This window comes from Streptomyces sp. NPDC087844, from assembly GCF_044742785.1.
GTDB lineage: Bacteria > Actinomycetota > Actinomycetes > Streptomycetales > Streptomycetaceae > Streptomyces.
The window spans coordinates 1-22,795 of record NZ_JBIUVD010000023.1 but is presented as its reverse complement, the minus strand read 5'-3'; the positions used below and the strand labels follow the sequence as shown (position 1 = coordinate 22,795).

Genomic DNA, 22,795 nt, shown 5'->3' with positions numbered 1-22,795 from the left:
CCTGTTCCGCGGCTGCCCGCTCGCGGGGACCAGCGATCGCCCGGTCACGGATGTCGTCCGTGCGGTCCGGGCGCAGGGCAGGGGCGACGATGCCCCCGCGACGTATCGCGCTGATCACGTGCACAGGCTATCGCTCCTGCGGGGGGCCTCGTCATGAGCCGTATGCGTACAAAAGAGGGATCACCTTTTTGACACTTTGCACAGTTCGCTACACGGTGAGACGTGCCTCCGAAGGGGCGCGGGGAACTGCGCGACCAGCCACAGCGGACCCGCACCCGCCTCCCTGCTCCCTGCTCCCTGCTCCCGACCGTCACCCGATGGCCCGCGTCCCGCGCCGCAGGGCTCAAGTAGGTTCAGAGCGAGGCCCGGACACACTCACGCCGCCAACCACTCGGCCAGAGTCACCGCTTCGGCGAGCGTGTCCACCACCGGCACCCCCACCCCCTCAAGGCTGGCCCGGCTGTGCGACCCCCCGGTGTACAGCACCGCCTTCGCCCCCACGTGCCGCGCCGCGATCGCGTCGTCCGCCGCGTCCCCGATCACCACCGTACGAGCGGGGTCCACGCCCGTCAGGGCTCTCAGATGCCGCACCATGTGCTCGGCCTTGCTGCCGCCGGACGGCCCGGTCCGTCCGTCGACCCGCAGGAAATGGGGCTCGATACCGAACCCGCGCACCAGCGGCACCAGTTCCTCGTGCCCGTACATGCTCAGGATCGACTGGCTCCGCCCGGCCGACACCCACCCCGCGAGCAGCCCGGGCACTCCGTCGGTGAGTTCGCACCCCACCCGGTGCTCCAGGTAGTACCTGTGGAAGATCGCATCCATGACCTCCCACTCCTCGTCCGTCGGCAGCCGCCCGATCAGCCGCTCGTAGAACTTCGGCACGGGCACGCAGTACAGCTCCCGGTACCGCTCCAGCGTGATCGCCGGTATGCCCAACTCCGCGAACGCCGCGTTCGTCGCGCCGATGATTGCCCTGTTGTCGTGGAACAGGGTCCCGTTCCAGTCCCAGACGATGTGTGTCGCTCCGCGCATCCCCATATCCAAAAAGTACCCGGCACCACTGACAAAGCCCCATATGCGCTTCGAGAGCGCTGCGAGAGCGCCTGCTGAGCGAAACACGCCCCCCGGAGTGCTTCAGCCGCCGGGCCCCACCAGGTTCGGAATCTCCTGCGTGGCGAACCACAGCAGCTCGTGGTCCGCTGCCCCGTCCACGACGAACTGCGCGTCGTCGTCGCCCCGGTCCGCCGCGCCCAGCGCGTCCGCGGCCGCCGCTACCTCCGCCTCCGCGTCGTCCGAGTCGACGTGTACGGCCGCCGCCCTGGCCAGCGCCACGGCCGCGGCGACCGTCAGCTCGCCGAGGGACGCGGGGTCGGCCCCCGGGCCGGGATCGGCGACCGCGGCCCCGTCCGGCACGTCGACGGCGACGACGACCCGCCGGCGGGGGGCATCGGGATCGAGCGCGACCAGCCGCAGGGAGGCGAGCGCGGCCCGGTTCAGCGCCGCGTACTCCAGTTCCTCGATGTCGTCGGAGAGGTACCACTCGCGCAGCGCGGGCGTGACGGCGTACGCGACGAAGGGTCCCGAGCCGAGCTCACCCGTCTTGTACGCCTCGGCGAGACCGGAGAGGGTCACAGGGACGTACACACGCATGGCTGACCGCTTTCGTAGACGTGGTTCCGTGGGGACACGCGCGGGGGTTTCGTGGGCGGGCCCCGCATCTCCTGGAAGGTCCTCAGGATACGTGCGGGTGTCCCCTTTCGAGTTCGCACCCACCCTGCCCGGGCGTCCACCACCGTCCCGCCCGTCACCCGGTACGCCCCAGGCCTCCCAAGCCCGCTGCCCTCTCCCGTCCCCCTGATAGGTGAACATTCCGCCGGTTCCGGCGCCCGCCCGGCCCGCTTGCGGCCGCTCGCCCCGGCCCCGTACAAGATCCCCAACGGAAAGTTACCGACCGGTATCAACCGGTCCGACCGAATGGGGTTCCGCCGTGAACAAGGTGATGACCAGGACGAGGCACACCCAGGGCAGCCGACCCCCCGTCCGCCACGACACGCGCCGCCCGGGCAGCGCCACCCCGCGCACGACGCCGAGGGGTGCCCCGGGCACCCGCACCCCACGGGCCAGGACGGGCTCCTCCACGCCCCCGCAGCCCCGCCCCACCGATGTCTTCGCCGACCGGCTCGTCGAGGTGCTGAGCGGGCGGCGGCCGGTCCACTGCATGCTCCGGCACACCGCGGGCCGCGCCTACGACGAACTGGCCTGGCTCGCCGAACACAGCCCGCTCCGTACCCGCGGCACCCGCCCGTTCGTCCGGGACATCGGTTACTACGTCGCCCGCCCGGACGCCGTCGAGGCCTTCGCCCGCATCGGCGCCGGCGACCAGCTACGCGCCATGGCCTTCCGCCTGGAACAGGGCCAGGACCTCCGCTGGCGCTGCACAGCGGTAGAACTCGGCGGCACCCGCATGCCCCACCCGACCGACGACTGACCCACACCCACCCACACCCGAAACAGTTCCCCGCACCTCCTCAACCCCGTCAGGGACGCGAGCACCCACGCGCACACCTGGCGCCCCGTCAGGAACGCGGGTATCCCCGCGCACACCTGGCGCCCCGTCAGGGGCGCGGGGAACTGCGCGGCCAGCCCTCACCGAGCCGCACCCTCCAACGTCCGCCCACCATCCGCCCAGCACCCTCCTGGAGCCTCCAGGAGCCTCCAAGGCCCGGCGCACCCCACCCCTCAGGGGCGCGGGGAACGGCGCAACCAGCCCTCACCCACCCGCACCCACCACACACCCGCCCACCACCCCCTTCCCGTCCGGCCGGAAGGCCAAGGCCCAAGGCCCACGGGCCGGCCGGCGCGCGGGCGGGCGGGCGCCAGGGGGCTCACGACCGCCGAGGCGCAACGCGAAGGGCCGGGTACCCAGAAGGCACCCGACCCCTGAACCGCCGACGCAGCGACCCCGCAGAGCGAACCGTCACTTCTTACGGCGCCGACTGCCCTTCTGCTGCTTGCGCCGCTCAGCCCGAGTAAGCCCGTCCGACTCCGACCGCACCGGCTCGTCGTCCGTGGCGAAGTCGCCCTCGACGACACCACCCTCACCGTCGACCGTCGGCGCGGAGAAGTGCAGCCGGTCCGGCCGCTGCGGAGCGTCGAGCCCCTTGGCGCGGATCTCCGGACGGGCACCCGCACCGGCGGGAACCGCGTCCTTCTTGTCCAGCGACGGCTTCGCGTCCTCGACCGGAACCTCCTCGACCTGCTGCTCGACCTGGACCTCCAGGTTGAACAGGTAGCCGACGGACTCCTCCTTGATGCCGTCCATCATGGCGGTGAACATGTCGAAGCCCTCGCGCTGGTACTCGACCAGCGGGTCCTTCTGGGCCATCGCGCGCAGGCCGATGCCCTCCTGGAGATAGTCCATCTCGTAGAGGTGCTCACGCCACTTGCGGTCCAGGACCGACAGCACGACCCGCCGCTCCAGCTCACGCATGATCTCGGAGCCGAGCTGCTCCTCGCGGGCCGAGTACTGCTCGTAGATGTCGTCCTTGATGGACTCCGAGATGAACTCGGCGGTCAGACCGGCCCGGTCGCCGGCCGCCTCCTCCAGCTCCTCGACGGTGACCTTCACCGGGTAGAGCTGCTTGAACGCGCCCCACAGCCGGTCGACGTCCCACTCCTCGGCGAAGCCCTCCGCGGTCTCCGCGTCGATGTACGCGTCGATCGTGTCGTTCATGAAGTGCTGGATCTGCTCCTGCAGGTCCTCGCCCTCCAGGACGCGGCGGCGCTCGCCGTAGATGACCTCGCGCTGCCGGTTGAGGACCTCGTCGTACTTGAGGACGTTCTTGCGGGTCTCGAAGTTCTGCGTCTCGACCTGCGACTGGGCGGAGGCGATGGCACGGGTGACCATCTTGTTCTCGATCGGCACGTCGTCCGGCACGTTGGCCATCGACATGACGCGCTCGACCATCTGCGCCTTGAAGAGCCGCATCAGGTCGTCGCCGAGGGACAGGTAGAAGCGGGACTCGCCCGGGTCGCCCTGACGGCCGGAACGACCGCGCAGCTGGTTGTCGATACGGCGCGACTCGTGCCGCTCGGTGCCCAGCACATAGAGCCCGCCGAGGTCCTTGACCTCTTCGAACTCGGTCTGGACGGCCTTCTCGGCCCGCTCCAGGGCGGCCGGCAGCGCCGCGGCCCACTCCTCGATGTGCTCCTCGGGGTCGAGGCCGCGCTGACGCAGCTCCGCCTCGGCGAGGTCGTCGGGGTTGCCGCCGAGCTTGATGTCCGTACCGCGGCCTGCCATGTTCGTGGCGACGGTGACGGCGCCCCTGCGACCGGCCTGGGCGATGATCGGGGCCTCACGGTCGTGCTGCTTGGCGTTCAGCACCTCGTGCTGGATGCCGCGCTTGCTGAGCTGCTGCGAGAGGTACTCGGACTTCTCGACCGAGGTGGTGCCGACGAGGATCGGCTGCCCCTTCTCGTGCTTCTCGGCGATGTCGTCGACGACCGCCTCGAACTTCGCCACCTCGGTGCGGTAGATCAGGTCGGACTGGTCGTTGCGGACCATCGGCCGGTTGGTCGGGATCGGGACGACACCGAGCTTGTAGATCTGGTGGAACTCGGCCGCCTCGGTCATCGCCGTACCGGTCATGCCGGAGAGGCCGGGAACTTCCTTGCCGCTCTGGTCGTGCCTCTTGTAGAGGCGGAAGAAGTTCTGCAGGGTGATCGTGGCGAGGGTCTGGTTCTCGTCCTTGATGTCCACCCCTTCCTTCGCCTCGATCGCCTGGTGCATGCCCTCGTTGTAACGGCGGCCGGCGAGGATACGGCCGGTGTGCTCGTCGACGATCATGACTTCGCCGTCGATGACGACGTAGTCCTTGTCCTTCTTGAAGAGCTCCTTGGCCTTGATGGCGTTGTTCAAGTAGCCCACCAGCGGCGTGTTCACCGACTCGTAGAGGTTGTCGATGCCCAGCCAGTCCTCGACCTTGGCGACGCCGGGCTCGTGGATGGCGACGGTGCGCTTCTTCTCGTCGATCTCGTAGTCGCCGGTCTCCTCGATGCCCTTGAGGGTGTTGCCCGCCTCGCCCTTCTTCAGGCGCGTGACGAGCTTCGCGAAGTCGCCGTACCACTTGGTGGCCTGGTCGGCGGGGCCGGAGATGATCAGCGGCGTACGGGCCTCGTCGACCAGGATCGAGTCGACCTCGTCGACGATCGCGAAGTTGTGGCCGCGCTGCACCAGTTCGTCCTGCGACCACGCCATGTTGTCGCGCAGGTAGTCGAAGCCGAACTCGTTGTTCGTGCCGTACGTGATGTCGCACGCGTACTGCTCGCGGCGCTGGGTCGGCGTCATGTTGGCCAGGATGCAGCCGACGCTCAGGCCCAGGAACTTGTGGACGCGGCCCATCATCTCGGAGTCGCGCTCGGCCAGGTAGTCGTTGACGGTGATGAGGTGGACGCCTTCTCCGGAGAGGGCGTTCAGATACGCGGGCAGCGTGCCGACCAGAGTCTTGCCCTCACCGGTCTTCATCTCGGCGACGTAGCCGAGGTGAAGCGCGGCGCCGCCCATGATCTGCACGTCGTAGGGACGCTGGCCGAGGGCGCGCTTGGCTGCCTCGCGGACGGTCGCGTACGCCTCCGGCAGCAGGTCGTCGAGGGTCTCGCCGTCCGTGTACCGCTGCTTGTACTCATCGGTCAGGGCTCGCAGCTCGGCGTCGGAGAGGTCGACGAAGTCCTCTTCGATGGACTTGACCTGGTCCGCGATGCGGTGCAGCTTGCGCAGGATCTTTCCTTCGCCTGCACGCATGATCTTCGAGAGGACGGACACGAGGGTTTGTCTCCTTGCCGGTCGGGCCTGGGACTGTCGGTTTCAATGGCAGATTCAAATCACAGCTTGAGCAACGGCCATCGTAAGCGAGGACCCCACCGCACAGGGAGGTCTGCATATGACAGCCACAGAGACAACGGGCGGAGGATGCGGAAGGTGCCGCGCCCGCGCCACGAAACGTGACGGCGTCCTCACACAGTGCGAAAGTGATGGCTTCCTCACCGAAGCCCGAGCAGAATCGGCCGATGGACCCCGTCACCCTGACTTCCGAACGACTCCTGCTGCGCACGGTGGGAGCACACGACACCGACGCCGTGTTCGACGCCGTCCAGGATCCCGACATCCAGCGCTGGACCACGGTTCCGTCGCCCTATCTGCGCGAGCACGCCACGGCCTTCACCGAGCAGATGGTGCCCGACGGGTGGGCGGACTGCTCGATGTTCACCTTCGGTGTCTTCCTGCCGGTCGGCGGTGAACTCGCCGGCATGCTCGCCCTCACGATGCGCGGCCTGGGGGTCGGCGAGATCGGTTTCTGGGCGACGAAGGAGCACCGGGGCAACGGCTACATCACCGAGGCCTCGCTCACCGCCTGCCGCTGGGCCTTCACCCAGCGGGCCATGGACCGCGTCGAGTGGCGGGCGGAAGTGGGCAACACGGGCTCCCTCGCGGTCGCCGAACGCGCCGGCTTCGTCCTTGAGGGCACCCTCCGCGCGGGCATCAACGACAAGGGCGTACGCCGCGACTGCTGGATCGGTTCCCTGCTCCCGTCGGACCTGGGACTGCCGTCGACGGCCCCGTACCTTCCCGCGCCGCAGCGGAGCTGACTCGCCGCCCGCCCGGCCGTGTTCGTCCAGGCCGGGCGCGATTGTCAGTGGCACCGCCTATCGTGCGGACCATGACGAGTCTGCCGCGACCGACCGCCGAACTCTCCGCCGACGAGGCCCGTCGGATCGCCCTGCGCGCGCAGGGATTCCTGGGAGCCCCCGACCGCAGGGGCGGCGTGCGGGGCGTACTGCGGCATCTGGGCGCGGTCCAGCTCGACACCATCTCCGTCCTGGCCCGCTCCCACGAACTCATCCCGTACGCGAGGCTCGGCGCCGTCGGCCGCAGAACGGTCGATGAGGCGTACTGGACACCGGCACCCGTCGGCACCACTCCGCCCCGGCCCCACGCCTTCGAGTACTGGTCGCACGCGGCCTGCATCCTGCCCGTCGAGGAGTGGCCGCACTTCGCCTTCCGCCGCCGCGCCTACCGCGCCCGCCCGCAGTGGAACCACGCACTGCCGGACGGCACGTACGAGCAGGTCATCAAGCAGCTGAAGACCGAAGGACCGCTCACTGCCACCGATCTGGGCGGCGCGAAGAAGACCAGCGAGTGGTGGGACTGGTCGGGCACCAAGGTCGCCGTCGAGCGCGCGCTGATGTACGGCGAGGTGGTGTGCACGGAGCGCCGCGGCTGGAAGCGGGTGTACGACCTCGCCGAGCGGGCCATCCCCGAAGCGCTGCTGCACGACGATCTGGACGACATGGAGTGCCTGCGCCGTCTGGTGCGGCTCGCGGGCCGCTCCCTGGGCGTGGGCACCCTCGCGGACATCGCCGACTACCACCGCCTCAAGCGCGAGCAGGTCGACGCGGTGATCGCGGAGTCGGGCCTGGTCCCGGTCTCGGTGCGGGGCTGGTCGAAGGCGGCCTGGGCGGACCCCGCGGCCCTGGAGACGACCCCGCGCGGCCGTCACCGCACCACGCTCCTGTCGCCGTTCGACTCCCTGGTCTGGGACCGGGCGCGCACGGAGCGGATCTTCGACTTCACCCACCGCCTGGAGGCCTACGTCCCCAAGCCCAAGCGTGTGTACGGCTACTTCGCCATGCCGGTGCTCGCCGGCGGCCGGCTGGTAGGCCGCGTGGACCCGGCTCGCGAGGGCACCACCCTGGTCGCCAAGCAAGTCACCCTGGACAGCCCCAAGTCCGTCCCGTCAGTGGCCCAGGCCCTCCTGGAGGCGGCCGGCTGGGTGGACTGCACGAACGTCCGAGTGGAGCGGGCGAACACACCGGAGTTGCGAGACGCCCTGACGACGGAGCTGGCCCGAACGCTGAACTAGCTGTATTGCCCTGTGAGGTTGGGGACGCGGCTGGCGGGTGGTTGGCCTTTCAGCGCGGGGAACTGCGCAGAAGCCGCAGGGGCGTCTCAGGGGCGCGAGGAACTGCGCGACCAGCCCTCACCGACCCGCGGCCGCCCCTCAACCCACGTGCCACGCCAGCGATCGCCGCCGCTAGCGAATCTCCAAGATCTTCTCCCGCATCGCGTACACGACCGCTTCCATCCGCGAGTGCAGCTGCAGCTTCTCCAAGATGTTCCGCACATGGTTCTTCACGGTGTTCTCGGAGATGAACAACTCCTTGGCGATATCCCGGTTGTTCATCCCGGTGGCCACCAGCTTCAGCACCTCCAGCTCACGATCGGTGAGCCGAGGCGCCGGCACAAGCCGCCGCTCATCCGTGCGCTGGATCATCGACTTGAACTCGGTCAGCAGCTTCGACGCCATGGAAGGACTGATCTGCGACTGCCCGTCGGCGACCGCGCGAATCGCCGTGGCCACTTCGTCCGTGGAGATCTCCTTCAGGAGATAACCCGTGGCCCCCGCCTTGATCGCGTCATAGAGGTCGGCTTCCTCATCACTGATCGTCAGCATGATGATCTTCGCGCTGGGAGCGACCTCTTTGATGGAGGTGCACGCCTCGATCCCGCCGCGCTTGGGCATCCGTACATCCATCAGCACGATGTCGGGCAGCAGATCGGCGGCCTTGTCGACCGCCTCCGCACCGTCCCCCGCCTCCCCGACGACCTGGATGTCCTCCTCGGCGGCGAGCACGATCTCCAGACCGCGGCGGAAGAGGGCATGGTCGTCCACGACAAGGACCCGGATGGGCTCCTTGCCCGGGGAGCCCTCGCCCGGGCCCATGCCGACGACGCCGTCGTCGGCATCTTCGTCACGCATCGGTCCGAAGCTGTCCGCCATGGTTCCTCCCCCTGAAGGCCGTGGCCTGTGTTCCTGTGCCATCACCAACCCCGCGCAACGACACACCGGTTGAGGCCGGTACGGCCATGATTTCATGCCCGGACGACAACGGGATGACAGAGCGGGGCACTGAGGGGTCGCACACCGGTGCCCCTGGGGGCGCACAAGCACTCCAGGGGCACCGGCTGGGTTCCCTCCCCCGGGCCGGAGACCCGGGGGGAGCTCACCTGTCGGGGTCAGCCACCCAGCGTCCCGCCGGGCGGGGCCTGCTCCGCCTCGGCGACCATCGGGTCCGTGTTGAGGTGGATGACGCCGTAGTCGTAAGCGTGCCGCCGGTAGACGACACTCGGTTCCTTGGTCTCGGAGTCGACGAACAGGTAGAAGTCGTGCCCGACCAGCTCCATCTCGTAGAGCGCCTGGTCGAGCGTCATCGGGGACGCGACGTGGGTCTTCTCGCGGACCACGAGGGGGCCGTCACCCTTCACCTCAAGCGAGCCGATCTTCTTGGTCGGCACCGCCTCGGGCTCCTCGTCGTGGACGACACTGCCGTTCCCGTCGAGCGTCGCCGCGTCCGGGACGTGGTCGGCGACCTCGGAGGCCGAGATCCTGCGGGCGCCGCGGCGCGTGTACCGCTTGTCGTGCTGCTTGCGCAGCCGCGCTTCCAGCTTGTCCGCCGCCAGGTCCAGCGCCGCGTACGGATCGCTTGCCGCTGCCTCCGCCCGGATCACCGGACCGCGGGAGTGGAGCGTGATCTCCACCCGGTCGGAGCGGTCGGCCTGCCGGGGGTTCAGCTCCTTGGACACCTCGACGTCGAGGCTGATCACCTTGCCATCGAGCTTCTGGATCTTCTCCAGCTTCAGCTTCTCGGCCACGTGCTTGCGGAACCGCTCGGGCACCTCGGTCTTGCGGCCCTTGACGACGATGTCCACGCAGAACTCCGTTCCCGGATCGCTCCGCATCGACGGCGGAGCATCTCCCTTTTGCACCAGGCTCCAGCGCTTCCCGGAGCCTCGGACTCGGTGACTTCCACCTCCTCCTCCCCCGCGGGAGTGATCTTCACCCCGCTGTCCCGGGTGAATGAGGAAAACCCACGGCGCGGCATTCCGATATGCAAGGGACGGCGTCCGCCATTCCCTCACAACCGAACATATCTCGCCTGGACGGATGTCGTCACCCTCTACTGCGGCGTACCTCCATTCAGGTGAATGGAACCTCTCACTACCTGCAACGACGCAACTTCTCTGTCAGTTCCGGTTTATTTCGAAAGAAGCTGGAGATGCCGCGACCACTGCCGCACCAACCCCGTCATCCGCGCTGTTCACGCCTCTCTTTTCCCTGACCGCTTCTGCCCGGCCTACACCTGTCATCGGTGCCTGTCTCGCCCCCTCTCCCGTCGTTCCGGGTGTTACCAGTCCGTAGAATCCATCCTCTTCCGCGAGAACCGCCCTCAGAGCCCGCGCCCCCTCGGCCAAGGACGCGCCGGTCGTCATCAGGTCGTCGACGAGAACGACCCGCCCGGCGCCGCCCAGCAGCCGTGCACCACCCGGGGCCACCTCCAGGGCACCGGCGAGATTGTCCAGCCGCTGCCGTGAGTTGAGCCCCGACTGGTCGGCCACGGCACGCCGGTGGCGCAGCACGGCCGCCACCCGGGCCGACGTCCCGGAACTCCGCAGCCCGGCCGCCGCGGCGAGCGCGATCCGCCGCGCCGGGTCGTGCCCGCGCGCCCGCACCGCCCACCGCGCCGACGGCACCGGTACGAGCAGCACCGGCGCCCCGGAGCCCACCGCCCCGACCCGTCCAGCGGGCCCGAGTCCGGCCCGCACAGCCCCCGCCAGCGCCGCTCCCAGCGGCCCGGCGAGCATCAACGCCCCCCGTTCCTTGTGGGCGAGGAGCGCCGCCCGCACCTGGTCCTCGTACGGAGCCGCCGCGTGCACCACCGGCAGCCCCGGCGGCTCTGGATCCGGTCGTACACGGCTCGGTGCGTCCCCCGTCAGAGCGGCACGGCACTTCGGGCAGAGCACCGTGCGAGGCCGTCCACAGCCTCCGCACTCGGTCGGAAGCACCAGGTCGGTGAGGTCCTGCCACCACCCCCGCATGCCCACCACTCTGCCAAAAGCCGAAGCGCCCGGCCGGCCCTGTGGACAACTGCCTGTGGACAACTCCTCGCACACGTCGGCACGTTGTCCCCCACACGAGGGACGAGGGCCGCGCCACAAGGGGCGAGGGCCGCGCCGTGACGGAACGGCCCGAGGAGCTCAGCCCGGATAGACCGGCGCCATCCCCGTCTTGACCACCGTCTGCCACTGCGAACCGGTCGACAGCCGCACGATCCCGTCCTCCGAGTGCGCCACCAGCGGCAGCCGTTCGTCCTCGGAGGCGGCGATCTCCTTCACCCCGGTGAGCGCGGAGGGAGCCGGGCCGACCGGCGTGGACCCGTCGACCTGGACGTACTGGATCTGCTGCACCCCGCGGGCCTCGCGCCCGACCACGACCAGGCGGCTGTCGCCGGCCCAGGACATGGCCGTGACCTCCTCCAGCTGCGGTGCCACGGAGCGCAGTTCATGGATCGCGACGGTGTCCTTCCCGCTCCCGCCCTCGGAGTCCCCGCGTTCGATCCGCCCCATGAGCAGGGTCGTCCGCTTGTCGTCGCTCACCATGAGCGCGATCCGCACCCCGTCCGCGGCCACCCGTACGGCCTCGATCCGCCCTTCCAGACCGGGTGTCGAGACCACCAGGGGGTCGCCCGCGCCCTTCGGCAGCAGGAGCAGCCGGGAGTCCTTCGGCCCGCGGTCGGCCACCCACAGGTCACCGCTCGCGTCCCAGCTGGGGGTCGTCAGCCCGTCGTCCTGCGACGTCGCTTTGCTGCGCAGCACGGCTTCCCCGAGCGAACCCCCGGACGCGAGCGACCCGACGTACATAGAGCGTCCGTCGAGCGACACCCCGGCGGCGGTGTCCTCGTCCCGCGAGACGGCGGCCGCCCGCAGTTCCTTGTCGCCGTCGCCGAGCGCACCGGGCACCGGCTCGGGCTCCTGCTCACTGCCGGCCCCCGGGATCCGGACCAGCCGCTTCTCCCCGTCGATGAAGTACTCGTACTCGGCCCGCTTGGCCGGACCGTGGACGACGTAGATCTCCGCCTGGTTGTTGTTGACCGCGCACGACTGCGTGCCGTCCGAACGCTGCAGCTCCACCTCGTCGATGCCCGTGGGCGTCAGGTCCTGGAGCGTGAACAGGATCTGGGCGGCCATCTCCGTGCACTTGGACTGCCCGACCCGGTCGGCCTTGGCGTTCAGCGGCACCGTCAGCCGGTTCTGGTCGTCGGGCGTCAGCGACCTGACGCCCTTCTTGAGCGCCGTACCGGTGGGGAAACTCGACCTGACCACCGGCTTGAGCCAGCTCGTGGGCCCCTTGAGGACCGAGCGGACCATCTGCGTCACCGGGTCCACCTGCTCCCGCACGTAGACGGGATCGGCGACCGCACCGAGCTGGCCGCCGGTCCTGCCCTGCGTATTCGAGGCGAAGTAGTACTTGTTGACGGACTCGTAGTTGCGCTGGAAGTCGGACATCCCCATCACCAGGCCCGCCGGCAGGGCGTCGATGCGCCACTCCTTGGCACCGTCCGCCGTCTTCTGCTCCGAGAGGTGCACGATCTCGTCGTACGCCCCCTCGGCGGGCTTGTAGGCGAACTGCGAGTCCACGGTGGCGACCTTGGTGCCGATCAGCGAGTACGCGTAGTCACCGGTCGCCTCCCTGCTGCCGCTGTGCTCCGCCACGGTGTTCGGTCCGTCCGCGAGCACCGTCGTCGACGCGTTCGGACGCCACTTCTTGGACGCGCCTTCGGTCAGGTACTTGCGGGCCGTCTCGAACCGCGGGTCGTCACTGGTCAGCGCTTCGAGAAAGCCCTGGACTATCTCCTCGGGCTGCGCGTTCTCCCGCGGCGGCATGGCGAAGACCCTGACCTGCGCGTCCGGCCGCTGGGAGGCCTCGACATCACGCAGGTCCCCTTCGTCCGGCATCGACGCGCACCCGGCCAGCAGCACGGTCCCGCAGGCGGCGTACACCGCCACACGTGCCGGACGCCGACGGCCGCCCCGATCGCGGTCAGCGCCCACGAGACCCCTCCCCATGCTTCAGCTGTTCCGGCTGCCCGCCGGCTTCCGGGCCGTCCTCGGACGACGCCGCTTCTGACGCTTTCCCCGACGCCGCTTCCGGTGCCACGACCGGGCCTCTGGCCTCCGCCGCGGGCCGCGGCACCACGCGCGCGCCGCTGCCGGGCAGCGCCGCCGGGTCCACCGCGCCCGCCACCCTGGGGTCGCGCGACGGCATCGGCGGCACGGCCCGCTCGGCGGGCTGCGCCGGCACCGTCGCCAGCTTCTGCGTGCCGCCGAGCGGCAGCCCCGCGTCGTTCAGGCCGCGGTTGCGCCGCGAGTCCTTGGGCTCCAGCGGTATCGGCGAGCCCCGCAGCGGCTCGTCGGCCGTTCGGGGCACCGTCAGCCGGAACTGCGAGCCCCCGCCGGGTTCCCCCCACGCCTGCAGCCAGCCGCCGTGCAGCCGCGCGTCCTCCAGGGCGATGGACAGGCCCAGGCCCGTACCGCCGGTGGTACGCGCGCGTGCCGGGTCGGCCCGCCAGAAGCGGCTGAACACCCGGGTCGCCTCACCGGGCTTGAGCCCCACTCCGTAGTCGCGCACCGCGACCGCGACGGCCCCGCCCGCGGACGCGAGCTTGACCACGACCTCCTTGCCCTCGCCGTGCTCCACGGCGTTGACCACGAGGTTGCGCAGCACCCGTTCCACCCGCCGGGCGTCCGCCTCGGCCACCACGGGCTGCTGGTCGCCGACGACCCGTATCCGGGTGCCCTTGCGTTCGGCGAGCGGCTCGGCCCCGCTGATGACCCTGCGGACGACCTCCCGCAGGTCTATCGGCTCGGCCTCCAGGGCCGCCGCGCCGGCGTCGAAGCGGCTGATCTCCAGCAGATCCGCCAGCAGCGTCTCGAAACGGTCCAGCTGGTCGGCGAGCAGTTCGGCCGACCGGGCGGTCATCGGATCGAAGTCCACGCGCGCGTCGTGGATGACGTCGGCCGCCATCCGGACGGTCGTCAGCGGCGTGCGCAGCTCGTGCGACACGTCGGACACGAACCGCCGCTGCATCCGGGACAAATCCTCCAGCTGCTGGATCTTCAGCTGGAGGTTCTGCGCCATCTTGTTGAAGGCCTCACCGAGACGCGCGATGTCGTCCTCGCCGGTGACCTTCATACGTTCCTGGAGGCGCCCTGCGGACAGCCTCTCGGCGATCCCGGCGGCCATCCGTACGGGCGTGACGACCTGGCGCACCACGAGCCAGGCGATCGCCCCGAGCAGCACCACGACGAACAGCCCGGCCGTCGCGAGGGTCCCCTTGACCAGGCTGAGCGACTTCTCCTCCTGCGTGAGCGGGAAGAGGTAGTACAGCTGGTACGGATCGCCCTTGGGGTCGTTGACCTGTGTGCCGATGATCAGCGCCGGCTGGGAGTCCTGGCCGTTGGTGTAGACGACGCGCGTGTAGCTCTGGGCCGCGCCCGTGCCGGCGTCCACCCGCTCGCGCAGGTCCTGGGGCACGCTGAGGCTCCAGTCCACGAACCCCGAAGCACGCGGGCCCAGGCCCCGGCTGCTGCTGTCCGCGGAGGTGGTGCTGAGCGTGACGACGCTGAACGCGCCCTGGCCGCCGCTGGAGAGCGACTCGACGAGGGAGCTCATCCATCCGCTGACGTTCTGGACGGGGTTGTCGTCCGGCCCGGAGCGGTCGTCCCCGCCCGAGCCCGCCGCGCTGTCGGCCTCCTGCTTGGCGACCGTGAACCCGCCCGTGGCCTGGCTCTGGGAGGCCTTCACCTTGGCGTCCAGCAGTCCGTTGCGCACCTGCCCGATCACGACGAAACCCAGCAGCAGGACGACGCCCAGCGACATCAGCAGGGTCGTGGCGACGACCTTGAGCTGGATGTTGCGCCGCCACAACCGCATGACCGGCAGCAGCGGACGGCGCACCCAGCGCATGAACAGCCGAAGGACCGGGCTGCCCTGGACTCCGCCCTGGAGCAGCCCGCCCTCGACGAACCGGCCCCAGCGGGAGCCCGTCATCCTCCGGCCGACAGGCCGCCCCGAGCGGACCCCCGGCTCGCCGGGCGCCGAAGCGGCACTGTCCCGGGACACGTCAGCTCGGTCCGGCCTTGTAACCGACGCCACGGACGGTCACCACGATCTCCGGCCGCTCCGGGTCCTTCTCGACCTTGGAGCGCAGCCGCTGCACATGGACGTTCACCAGACGGGTGTCCGCCGCGTGCCGGTAGCCCCACACCTGCTCCAGGAGCACCTCACGCGTGAACACCTGCCACGGCTTGCGGGCCAGCGCCACCAGCAGGTCGAACTCCAGCGGAGTGAGCGCGATCGAGGCGCCGTCCCGCTTCACAGAGTGACCGGCCACGTCGATGACCAGATCGCCGATCGCGAGCTGTTCGGGCGCCGGCTCCTCGGACCTGCGAAGCCTGGCCCGGATCCGGGCCACCAGCTCCTTTGGCTTGAACGGCTTCACGATGTAGTCATCCGCACCCGACTCAAGGCCGACCACGACATCGACGGTGTCGCTCTTCGCTGTGAGCATCACGATCGGTACCCCGGACTCCGCCCTGATCAGGCGGCACACCTCGATGCCGTCCCGGCCGGGAAGCATCAGGTCCAGGAGCACCAGGTCGGGCTTGCTCTCACGGAAAGCGGCCAGCGCCTTGTCGCCGTCGGCTACGAAAAACGGCTCAAAACCTTCACCACGCAACACAATGCCGAGCATCTCGGCCAGTGCGGTGTCGTCATCGACGACAAGGACTCGTCCCTTCATAAACGACATCATCCCATTAACTAAATCGTTACCTGGCGTGACCTGTCACACAGCTCCGCAAGCGCCTCAGCCGTCACAGGCGACACGACGCCCTCCTCGGTGACGATCGCCGTCACCAACTCGGGCGGCGTCACGTCGAACGCCGGGTTGTACGCCTGGGTCCCCAGGGGTGCCACCGGTATCCCGCCTCCCGCTTCGACTCCCGCCACGGGCACCAGCGGTGCTGTGATCTCTGTCACTTCATGACTGGCACGCTGCTCGACCTCGATCGATGCTCCGTTCGGAGTGTCCGGGTCCACCGTCGTCAACGGAGCCACCACGATGAACGGCACATGGTGATACCTGGCCAGCACCGCGAGCGGATAGCTCCCCACCTTGTTCGCCACCGAACCGTCGGCGGCGATCCGGTCCGCTCCGATGAGCACCGCATCCACCTCTCCCGCCGAGAACAATGACCCGGCAGCGTTGTCCGTGAGCAAGGTGTACGCCATTCCGGCGCGCGCCGCCTCATACGAGGTCAGGCGAGCACCCTGCAGCAACGGACGCGTCTCGTCCACCCAGAGCCTGCGCAGCCGCCCCACCCGGTGCGCCGCGAGCGCCACAGCGAACGCCGTGCCCTCCCCGCCCGAGACCAGCGCGCCGGTGTTGCAGTGGGTGAGAATCCGGTGGTTTCCCCCGGGCAGCAGCTCGTCGAGCAGCGCCAGCCCGTGCACGGCCATACGCCCGCTGGCCTCGGCGTCTTCCTTGTGCAGCGCCCGCGCGGCAGCCAGCGCGGCCGCCGCGGCCTGCTCCTGGCCGCCACCGGCCCGCAGCACCGCGAGGTGGGCCTCCTGAGCCCGGCGGACTCCGTACGAGAGGTTCACCGCGGTGGGCCGCGCACTCGCGAGGGAGGCCGCTGCCCCGTCCACGTCGAACCCCCGGGCGGCAGCGAGCGCGACTCCGTAAGCCCCAGCGATTCCGAGGAGCGGTGCCCCGCGCACGGCGAGCGAGCGGATCGCCTCCACCAGCGCGGACGCGTCCGTGCACACCAGCTCGACCTCTTCGGCGGGCAGCCTTGTCTGGTCGAGGAGGACCAGCACGGGTCCCTCCGGCGGCTCGTCCCACCGGATCGCGGGTATCTCGATGGGCCGGTTGTCCTCGCGGATTTGCGCGTACTGATCAGCCATCTGCTCAGTCTGCCCCGTACGGGGCGGACAATTGAAGGTGTGCAGCCCATACGGCGGCCGGTCACTTCCCGGCCGCACCGTGGCACGATGGCAGCCAACCTGCCGCCGCGACCGCGGGCGGGCACCGTGAAGGAGCGACGATGAACGACACTCCGGGCTGGGCATCGCCCGGATCTGCCCCCTCCGACGGGCAGAACGGACAGGAGCCGACGCCTTCCGGCCCTGCCCGACCCGCGGACCGGCCCACGTCCTCGGAGCCCGCGGGCGAACCGGGTCAGCCCGGCCCCGCCCCGTCCGGCCCGGGCCCGAAGTGGTCCAAGGAGCAGCCCCCGCCCGCTCAGTGGCCCTCGCCCGGCGGCGGCCCGCAGGACGCCCCGCCCCAGACCCCGCCACCACCGCCGCCCGGTCCCGGCTGGGGCGGCCAACCTCCTACAGGCCCCGGCGGATACGGCGGCCCCGGAGGGTACGGAGGCCCTGGTGGCCACGGCGGCGGCTACGGACCGGGGCCGGGCGGCTACCCCGGCTGGGGCGGCGGCTGGGGCGGCCCCCCGCCCGCGGCCAAGCCCGGCGTGATCCCGCTCCGCCCGCTCGGCGTCGGTGAGATCCTCGACGGCGCGGTGTCGACCATGCGTACGCACTGGCGCACGGTTCTCGGCATCTCGCTCGCCGTCGCGGTCCTCACCCAGATCCTCGTGATCCTGCTCCAGGGCCTCGTCCTGGACGACAGCGCCAGCACGGACGTCCTCAACGACCCCAGCGCCACCGCGGGCGAACTGTCCCGTGCCATGGGCGACACCCTGCTGAACTCCGGCGTCGTCCTGCTGATCACCCTGCTGGGCACGATCGTCGCGACGGCCCTGCTCACGACCGTGACCAGTCGTGCCGTCCTCGGCAAGTCGGTGACCACCGCCGAGGCCTGGCGCGACGCCCGGCCCCAGCTCCTCAAGCTCTTCGGCCTGACCTTCCTGCTGCCGCTCATCGTGGCCGCGATCGTCGCCGTGGGCATCCTGCCCGGCGTCCTCGTCGGCCACGCGGGCGGCGGCGACGGCGCCGTCGCACTCAGTGCCCTCGGAGGCCTGGCCGCGTCCGTCGTCGCGCTCTGGATGATGATCCGCTTCTCCTTGGCCTCGCCGGCCCTGATGCTGGAGAAGCAGAGCGTCTGGAAGTCGCTGAGCCGTTCCGCGAAGCTGGTCCGCGGCTCCTGGTGGCGGGTCTTCGGCATCCAGCTCCTCGCCACGATCATCGCGAACATCGTCGCGTCGATCATCGTGATCCCGTTCGCCTTCCTCGCCTCCGCGCTCAGCGGAGACGGCATCGGCAGCCTGCTCGACAGCGGCACCGGCGACCTCGGCTGGACGTTCCTCGTCGTGAGCGGCATCGGCTCGGTGATCGGCTCCATGCTCACCTTCCCGATCACCGCCGGTGTCACCGTGCTCCTCTACATCGACCAGCGCATCCGCCGCGAGGCCCTCGACCTCGACCTGGCCCGCGCGGCCGGCATCCAGGACCACGTCTCCGGCGCCCCCGGACCGACCCCGGGGAGCTGACGGAGTGAGCCTGGCGGGGGGAGTTCTCACTGCGGTACTGGCGCTGCCACGCGCCGACGGCGAACCACCGGTGACCGTCCCGCGCGATCCCGCGCGGGAGGCCGCCCGGCGCGAACTGTCGAAGCGGATGTACCACGAGAACGACCCCAGCCTCCTCCGCCAGGCCCTGGACGCCTTCTGGAAGTGGGTCGGCGAACTGCTCACCGCGGCCTCCTCCGCGACCCCGGGAGGCGGACTCGGCCTCCTGGTCGTCGTCCTGGCCGTCGTGGCATTCATCGGTGCCCTCTGGTGGCGCCTCGGCTCCCCCCGCCGGGGCCCCACCTCGACCGCCCCGCTCTTCGACGACCGTCCACGCAGCGCCGCCGAGCACCGCGCGTCCGCCGAGGCACACGCGGCCCAGGGCCACTGGAACCAGGCCGTCCAGGAACGCATGCGCGCCGTCGTCCGCTCGCTGGAGGAACGCGCCCTGCTCGACCCCCGCCCGGGACGCACCGCCGACGAGGCCGCCGCCGAAGCGGGCCGCACCCTGCCCGCCCACACGGACCGACTGCGCGCCGCGGCACGGGACTTCGACGACGTCACGTACGGCGGACGAACCGCCGCCCCGCAGACGTACCACCGCCTCGCACAGCTCGACCAGGACCTGGAACGCACCAGACCGGTCCTCACCAGCAGCGTCGGCCGGGGGGCCGCCACATGACACCCGAGGCCTCCACCGCCCCCACGGCAACCACGACTCCGACCGCCCCGCCCACCACCTCGGCCTCGCCCACCGTCCGCCAGGTGTGGACCCGCTCGCGCGGCGTCCTGCTCGCGCTCGTGATCCTCCTCGTGGCCGCCGTCGCCATCGCCGTCGTACGCTCCGGCGCCCAGCACGGCAGCCTCGACCCGCGCTCCGCCGACGCCACCGGCAGCCGCGCCGTCGCCGAACTCCTCGCCGACCAGGGCGTGTCCACGCGCGTGGTCACCACCCTGGACGAGGCGAGCACCGCGGCCGGCCCCGACACGACACTCCTGGTCGCCCGCCCCGACCTGCTGACCGACCGTCAACAGGACCTTCTCCACTCCGCGTTCAGGAACTCCGGTGGCCGCACCGTCCTCGTCGCCCCCGGCACCCCGTCCGTCGGCACCCTCGCCCCCGGAGTCGACGCGGACGCGACACCCAGCTACGACTCCACGCTCTCCCCCGACTGCGCCCTGCCCGCCGCCCGCCGAGCGGGCACCGCCGACACGGGCGGCATCCGGTACTCGACGGACGCACCCGGCGCCGACACCTGCTACCCCAGCGACGGCCTGCCCACCCTGCTGCGCCTCCCCGCATCCGAGGGGGACGGCGACACCGTCGTACTCGGCGCGCCCGACATCCTGCAGAACGAGCGCCTCGACCAGCAGGGCAACGCCTCCCTCGCGCTTCAACTCCTCGGTTCCCGCACCCACGTGGTCTGGTACCTCCCCTCGCTCTCCGACGACTCGGCCACCGACGCCGGCGACCGCAGCTTCCTCGACCTGGTCCCCTCCGGCTGGCTCTGGGGCACGCTGCAGCTCTTCATCGCCGCACTGCTGGCCGCCCTCTGGCGCGCCCGCCGCCTCGGCCCGCTCGTCCCCGAACGGCTCCCCGTCGCGATCCGCGCCTCCGAGACCGCCGAAGGCCGCGCCCGTCTCTACCGCAAGTCCAACGCCCGCGACCGTGCCGCGGGAGCTCTTCGCTCCACCACCCGCACCCGCCTCGCCCCCCTCGTCGGCGTATCCCCCGCTCAGGCCCACGCGCCCGAAGCCCTGCTCCCCGCCCTGTCCGCCAGGCTCCGCCAGGAAGGACAGACCCTGCGCTCCCTGCTCTTCGGGCCGCCGCCCCGCGACGACGCGGCCCTCATCGCACTCGCCGACCAACTCGACGCCCTCGAAAGAGAGGTACGCCGTCCATGATGGCCCCGCCCACTGACAACGCCGGGAACACCGGGACCACCGGGACCACCGGGGATGCAGCCACCGCCCGCGCCTCCCTGGAAGCCCTGCGCGCCGAGATCGCCAAAGCCGTGGTCGGCCAGGACCCCGCAGTGACCGGCCTCGTCGTCGCCCTCCTGTGCCGCGGACACGTCCTGCTGGAGGGCGTCCCCGGAGTGGCCAAGACCCTGCTCGTCCGGGCTCTCGCCTCCGCGCTGGAACTCGACACCAAGCGCGTCCAGTTCACCCCCGACCTGATGCCGAGCGACATCACGGGCTCCCTCGTCTACGACGCCCGCACCGCGGAGTTCTCCTTCCAGCCCGGCCCGGTCTTCACGAACCTCCTCCTTGCGGATGAGATCAACCGCACCCCTCCGAAGACCCAGTCGTCCCTCCTGGAGGCCATGGAGGAACGCCAGGTGACGGTCGACGGCACCCCGCGCCCGCTCCCCGAGCCGTTCCTGGTCGCCGCGACCCAGAACCCGGTCGAGTACGAGGGCACGTACCCCCTCCCGGAAGCGCAGCTGGACCGTTTCCTCCTCAAGCTGACGATCCCGCTCCCGTCCCGCCAGGACGAGATCCACGTCCTCACCCGCCACGCCGAGGGCTTCGACCCACGTGACCTGCGCGCCGCCGGCATGCGCCCCGTCGCGGGCCCGGCCGACCTCGAAGCCGCCCGCGCGGCCGTCGCCAAGACCGCGGTCTCCCCCGAGATCACCGGTTACGTAGTGGACATCTGCCGCGCCACCCGCGAATCGCCGTCCCTAACCCTCGGGGTCTCCCCCCGCGGCGCGACGGCGCTCCTGGCCACGGCCCGAGCCTGGGCCTGGCTGACAGGCCGCGACTACGTCATCCCCGACGACGTGAAGGCCCTCGCGCTGCCGACCCTCCGCCACCGCGTCCAGCTCCGCCCGGAAGCCGAGATGGAGGGTGTGACGGCCGACTCGGTCATCAACGCGATCCTCTCCCACGTCCCCGTTCCCCGCTGATGGCCCTCACCGGCCGCACCGCCCTCCTCGCGGCCCTCGGCACCCTCCCCGTAGGCATCTGGGAACCCGGCTGGACGGGCATACTCGCCGTCAACGCTCCCCTGGCCCTCGCCTGCGCCTGCGACTTCGCCCTGGCGGCACCGGTACGCCGCCTGGGCCTCACCCGCTCCGGCGACACCTCCGTACGCCTCGGCGAAACCGCCGACGTCACCCTTACGGTCACCAACCCGTCGGGCCGCCCCCTGCGCGCCCGCATCCGCGACGCCTGGCCCCCCAGCAGCTGGCAGCCGGGCACAGAGGTCCCCGCGTCCCGCCACCGCCTGACAGTCCCCGCAGGCGAACGCCGACGCGTCACGACCCGCCTGCGCCCCACCCGCCGAGGCGACCGCCAGGCCGACCGCGTCACCATCCGCTCATACGGTCCTCTGGGTCTCTTCGCCCGCCAGGGCAACCACCGAATCCCCTGGAAGGTACGCGTCCTGCCCCCCTTCACCAGCCGCAAGCACCTCCCCTCGAAGCTGGCCCGCCTGCGCGAACTCGACGGCCGCACCAGCGTGCTGACCCGCGGTGAGGGAACCGAGTTCGACAGCCTGCGTGACTACGTCCCCGGTGACGACACGCGCTCGATCGACTGGCGGGCCACCGCCCGCCAGTCGAGGGTCGCCGTACGCACCTGGCGTCCCGAACGCGACAGGCACATCCTCCTGATCCTCGACACGGGCCGCACAGCCGCGGGCCGCGTCGGAAACGCCCCCCGCCTCGACGCCTCCATGGACGCGGCCCTCCTCCTGGCGGCTCTCGCGTCCCGCGCCGGCGACCGGGTGGACCTGCTCGCCTACGACCGCCGGGTACGCGCCCTGGTACAGGGCCGCGCCGCAGGCGACGTACTTCCCTCGCTGGTCAACGCCATGGCACACCTCGAACCGGAACTCGTCGAGACGGACGCCCGCGGCCTCACCTCCACCGCGCTCCGCACGGCCCCGCGCCGCTCGCTGATCGTGCTCCTCACGACCTTGGACGCGGCCCCCATCGAGGAGGGCCTGCTTCCCGTACTCTCCCGCCTCACCCAGCGCCACACGGTCCTCGTAGCCTCGGTCTCCGACCCGCACATCGAGCACATGGCCACGGCACGCGGAAACACGGAGGCCGTGTACGAGGCCGCCGCCGCAGCGCAGGCCCAGGCGGAACGTCACCGCACGGCGGAGCAGCTGACCCGTCACGGTGTCACTGTCGTGGACGCGACCCCGGACAACCTGCCGCCGGCTTTGGCGGACGCATATCTGGCTCTCAAAGCCGCAGGCCGTCTCTGACCCTGCTTCTCCCCTCACCTGCAAAAGGGGAGAACGCATAGCAGGACACGAACGCAAAAAAGCCCCCGCACCGAAGTGCGGGGGCTTTTCCGTAATATTAGTTCGGCGGCGTCCTACTCTCCCACAGGGTCCCCCCTGCAGTA

18 protein-coding genes are annotated in these 22,795 nt (G+C 70.7%); 8 read left to right on the top strand and 10 right to left on the bottom strand.

What is annotated here, in order from left to right; all coding sequences use genetic code 11:
- Positions 1-375: 375 nt before the first annotated feature.
- Together ACIOKD_RS33630 and ACIOKD_RS33625 are read right to left on the bottom strand one after the other, a co-directional pair.
- On the bottom strand, positions 376-1,041 hold the full coding sequence (locus ACIOKD_RS33630) for an HAD family hydrolase (protein WP_402091595.1): 666 nt from the start codon (positions 1,039-1,041) through the stop codon (positions 376-378).
- 96 nt (positions 1,042-1,137) lie between these two features.
- The gene (locus tag ACIOKD_RS33625; RefSeq protein ID WP_402091594.1) at positions 1,138-1,653 is read right to left on the bottom strand and encodes a DUF6912 family protein; all 516 of its coding nucleotides are present in this window, start codon (positions 1,651-1,653) and stop codon (positions 1,138-1,140) included.
- A 337-nt stretch (positions 1,654-1,990) separates the two neighbouring features.
- Between ACIOKD_RS33625 and ACIOKD_RS33620 the strand changes: the two genes are divergently transcribed.
- Positions 1,991-2,491 (top strand): Rv3235 family protein, encoded by a 501-nt coding sequence (locus ACIOKD_RS33620; protein ID WP_402091593.1) that lies wholly within the window; start codon positions 1,991-1,993, stop codon positions 2,489-2,491.
- 489 nt (positions 2,492-2,980) lie between these two features.
- On the opposite strand, the gene secA is transcribed toward ACIOKD_RS33620, so the two are convergent.
- Positions 2,981-5,824 carry a preprotein translocase subunit SecA gene (secA, locus tag ACIOKD_RS33615; protein WP_402091592.1) on the bottom strand — a complete coding sequence of 948 codons (2,844 nt, stop codon included), beginning with the start codon at positions 5,822-5,824 and terminating at the stop codon, positions 2,981-2,983.
- 245 nt (positions 5,825-6,069) lie between these two features.
- Between secA and ACIOKD_RS33610 the strand changes: the two genes are divergently transcribed.
- Both ACIOKD_RS33610 and ACIOKD_RS33605 read left to right on the top strand, forming a co-directional pair.
- The gene (locus ACIOKD_RS33610; protein WP_402091591.1) at positions 6,070-6,648 is read left to right on the top strand and encodes a GNAT family N-acetyltransferase; all 579 of its coding nucleotides are present in this window, start codon (positions 6,070-6,072) and stop codon (positions 6,646-6,648) included.
- 71 nt (positions 6,649-6,719) lie between these two features.
- Entirely contained in the window at positions 6,720-7,922 is a 1,203-nt protein-coding gene (locus tag ACIOKD_RS33605) for a winged helix-turn-helix domain-containing protein (protein WP_402091590.1), read from the top strand.
- A gap of 171 nt (positions 7,923-8,093) precedes the next feature.
- On the opposite strand, the gene ACIOKD_RS33600 is transcribed toward ACIOKD_RS33605, so the two are convergent.
- The 7 genes from ACIOKD_RS33600 to mtnA form a co-directional block, all read right to left on the bottom strand.
- Positions 8,094-8,840 carry a response regulator gene (locus ACIOKD_RS33600; RefSeq protein ID WP_402091589.1) on the bottom strand — a complete coding sequence of 249 codons (747 nt, stop codon included), beginning with the start codon at positions 8,838-8,840 and terminating at the stop codon, positions 8,094-8,096.
- A gap of 236 nt (positions 8,841-9,076) precedes the next feature.
- Complete coding sequence (gene hpf, locus ACIOKD_RS33595) at positions 9,077-9,769, bottom strand: ribosome hibernation-promoting factor, HPF/YfiA family (RefSeq protein ID WP_402091588.1); 693 nt, start codon at positions 9,767-9,769, stop codon at positions 9,077-9,079.
- Between the two features lie 315 nt (positions 9,770-10,084).
- On the bottom strand, positions 10,085-10,936 hold the full coding sequence (locus ACIOKD_RS33590) for a ComF family protein (protein WP_402091587.1): 852 nt from the start codon (positions 10,934-10,936) through the stop codon (positions 10,085-10,087).
- 159 nt (positions 10,937-11,095) lie between these two features.
- Positions 11,096-12,949, bottom strand: a complete 1,854-nt coding sequence (locus tag ACIOKD_RS33585; RefSeq protein WP_402091586.1) for an LpqB family beta-propeller domain-containing protein — start codon at positions 12,947-12,949, stop codon at positions 11,096-11,098.
- Entirely contained in the window at positions 12,939-15,020 is a 2,082-nt protein-coding gene (gene mtrB, locus ACIOKD_RS33580) for an MtrAB system histidine kinase MtrB (protein ID WP_402091585.1), read from the bottom strand. The genes ACIOKD_RS33585 and mtrB overlap by 11 nt, the downstream gene beginning before the upstream one ends.
- 1 nt (position 15,021) lies before the next feature.
- Positions 15,022-15,711 (bottom strand): two-component system response regulator MtrA, encoded by a 690-nt coding sequence (mtrA, locus tag ACIOKD_RS33575; protein WP_402091584.1) that lies wholly within the window; start codon positions 15,709-15,711, stop codon positions 15,022-15,024.
- Positions 15,712-15,719: 8 nt separating this feature from the next.
- Entirely contained in the window at positions 15,720-16,865 is a 1,146-nt protein-coding gene (gene mtnA / locus ACIOKD_RS33570; protein WP_402091583.1) for an S-methyl-5-thioribose-1-phosphate isomerase, read from the bottom strand.
- Between the two features lie 140 nt (positions 16,866-17,005).
- Between mtnA and ACIOKD_RS33565 the strand changes: the two genes are divergently transcribed.
- From ACIOKD_RS33565 to ACIOKD_RS33545, 5 genes are read left to right on the top strand one after another with little or no spacing between them, the layout of a single operon-like run.
- Positions 17,006-18,412 (top strand): hypothetical protein, encoded by a 1,407-nt coding sequence (locus ACIOKD_RS33565; protein ID WP_402091582.1) that lies wholly within the window; start codon positions 17,006-17,008, stop codon positions 18,410-18,412.
- Positions 18,413-18,416: 4 nt separating this feature from the next.
- Positions 18,417-19,112 (top strand): DUF4129 domain-containing protein, encoded by a 696-nt coding sequence (locus ACIOKD_RS33560; protein WP_402091581.1) that lies wholly within the window; start codon positions 18,417-18,419, stop codon positions 19,110-19,112.
- Positions 19,109-20,335: a DUF4350 domain-containing protein gene (locus ACIOKD_RS33555; RefSeq protein ID WP_402091580.1), complete on the top strand. Its 1,227-nt coding sequence runs from the start codon at positions 19,109-19,111 to the stop codon at positions 20,333-20,335. Before ACIOKD_RS33560 ends, ACIOKD_RS33555 begins: the two co-directional genes overlap by 4 nt.
- Positions 20,332-21,342, top strand: a complete 1,011-nt coding sequence (locus tag ACIOKD_RS33550; RefSeq protein ID WP_402091579.1) for an AAA family ATPase — start codon at positions 20,332-20,334, stop codon at positions 21,340-21,342. The genes ACIOKD_RS33555 and ACIOKD_RS33550 overlap by 4 nt, the downstream gene beginning before the upstream one ends.
- A complete protein-coding gene (locus ACIOKD_RS33545; RefSeq protein ID WP_402091578.1) occupies positions 21,342-22,652 on the top strand; it encodes a DUF58 domain-containing protein in 1,311 nt (436 codons plus the stop codon). Before ACIOKD_RS33550 ends, ACIOKD_RS33545 begins: the two co-directional genes overlap by 1 nt.
- The last annotated feature ends 143 nt before the right edge of the window (positions 22,653-22,795 follow it).

Excerpts from the sequence above, each read along its gene's own strand:
- ACIOKD_RS33565 (WP_402091582.1), top strand. The coding sequence starts at position 17,006 with ATGAACGACACTCCGGGCTGGGCATCGCCCGGATCTGCCCCCTCCGAC.
- ACIOKD_RS33590 (WP_402091587.1), bottom strand. The coding sequence starts at position 10,936 with ATGCGGGGGTGGTGGCAGGACCTCACCGACCTGGTGCTTCCGACCGAG.
- mtrA (WP_402091584.1), bottom strand. The coding sequence starts at position 15,711 with ATGATGTCGTTTATGAAGGGACGAGTCCTTGTCGTCGATGACGACACC.
- ACIOKD_RS33625 (WP_402091594.1), bottom strand. The coding sequence starts at position 1,653 with ATGCGTGTGTACGTCCCTGTGACCCTCTCCGGTCTCGCCGAGGCGTAC.
- ACIOKD_RS33600 (WP_402091589.1), bottom strand. The coding sequence starts at position 8,840 with ATGGCGGACAGCTTCGGACCGATGCGTGACGAAGATGCCGACGACGGC.
- ACIOKD_RS33545 (WP_402091578.1), top strand. The coding sequence starts at position 21,342 with ATGGCCCTCACCGGCCGCACCGCCCTCCTCGCGGCCCTCGGCACCCTC.
- ACIOKD_RS33630 (WP_402091595.1), bottom strand. The coding sequence starts at position 1,041 with ATGGGGATGCGCGGAGCGACACACATCGTCTGGGACTGGAACGGGACC.
- mtnA (WP_402091583.1), bottom strand. The coding sequence starts at position 16,865 with ATGGCTGATCAGTACGCGCAAATCCGCGAGGACAACCGGCCCATCGAG.
- ACIOKD_RS33555 (WP_402091580.1), top strand. The coding sequence starts at position 19,109 with ATGACACCCGAGGCCTCCACCGCCCCCACGGCAACCACGACTCCGACC.
- ACIOKD_RS33610 (WP_402091591.1), top strand. The coding sequence starts at position 6,070 with ATGGACCCCGTCACCCTGACTTCCGAACGACTCCTGCTGCGCACGGTG.
- ACIOKD_RS33605 (WP_402091590.1), top strand. The coding sequence starts at position 6,720 with ATGACGAGTCTGCCGCGACCGACCGCCGAACTCTCCGCCGACGAGGCC.
- ACIOKD_RS33550 (WP_402091579.1), top strand. The coding sequence starts at position 20,332 with ATGATGGCCCCGCCCACTGACAACGCCGGGAACACCGGGACCACCGGG.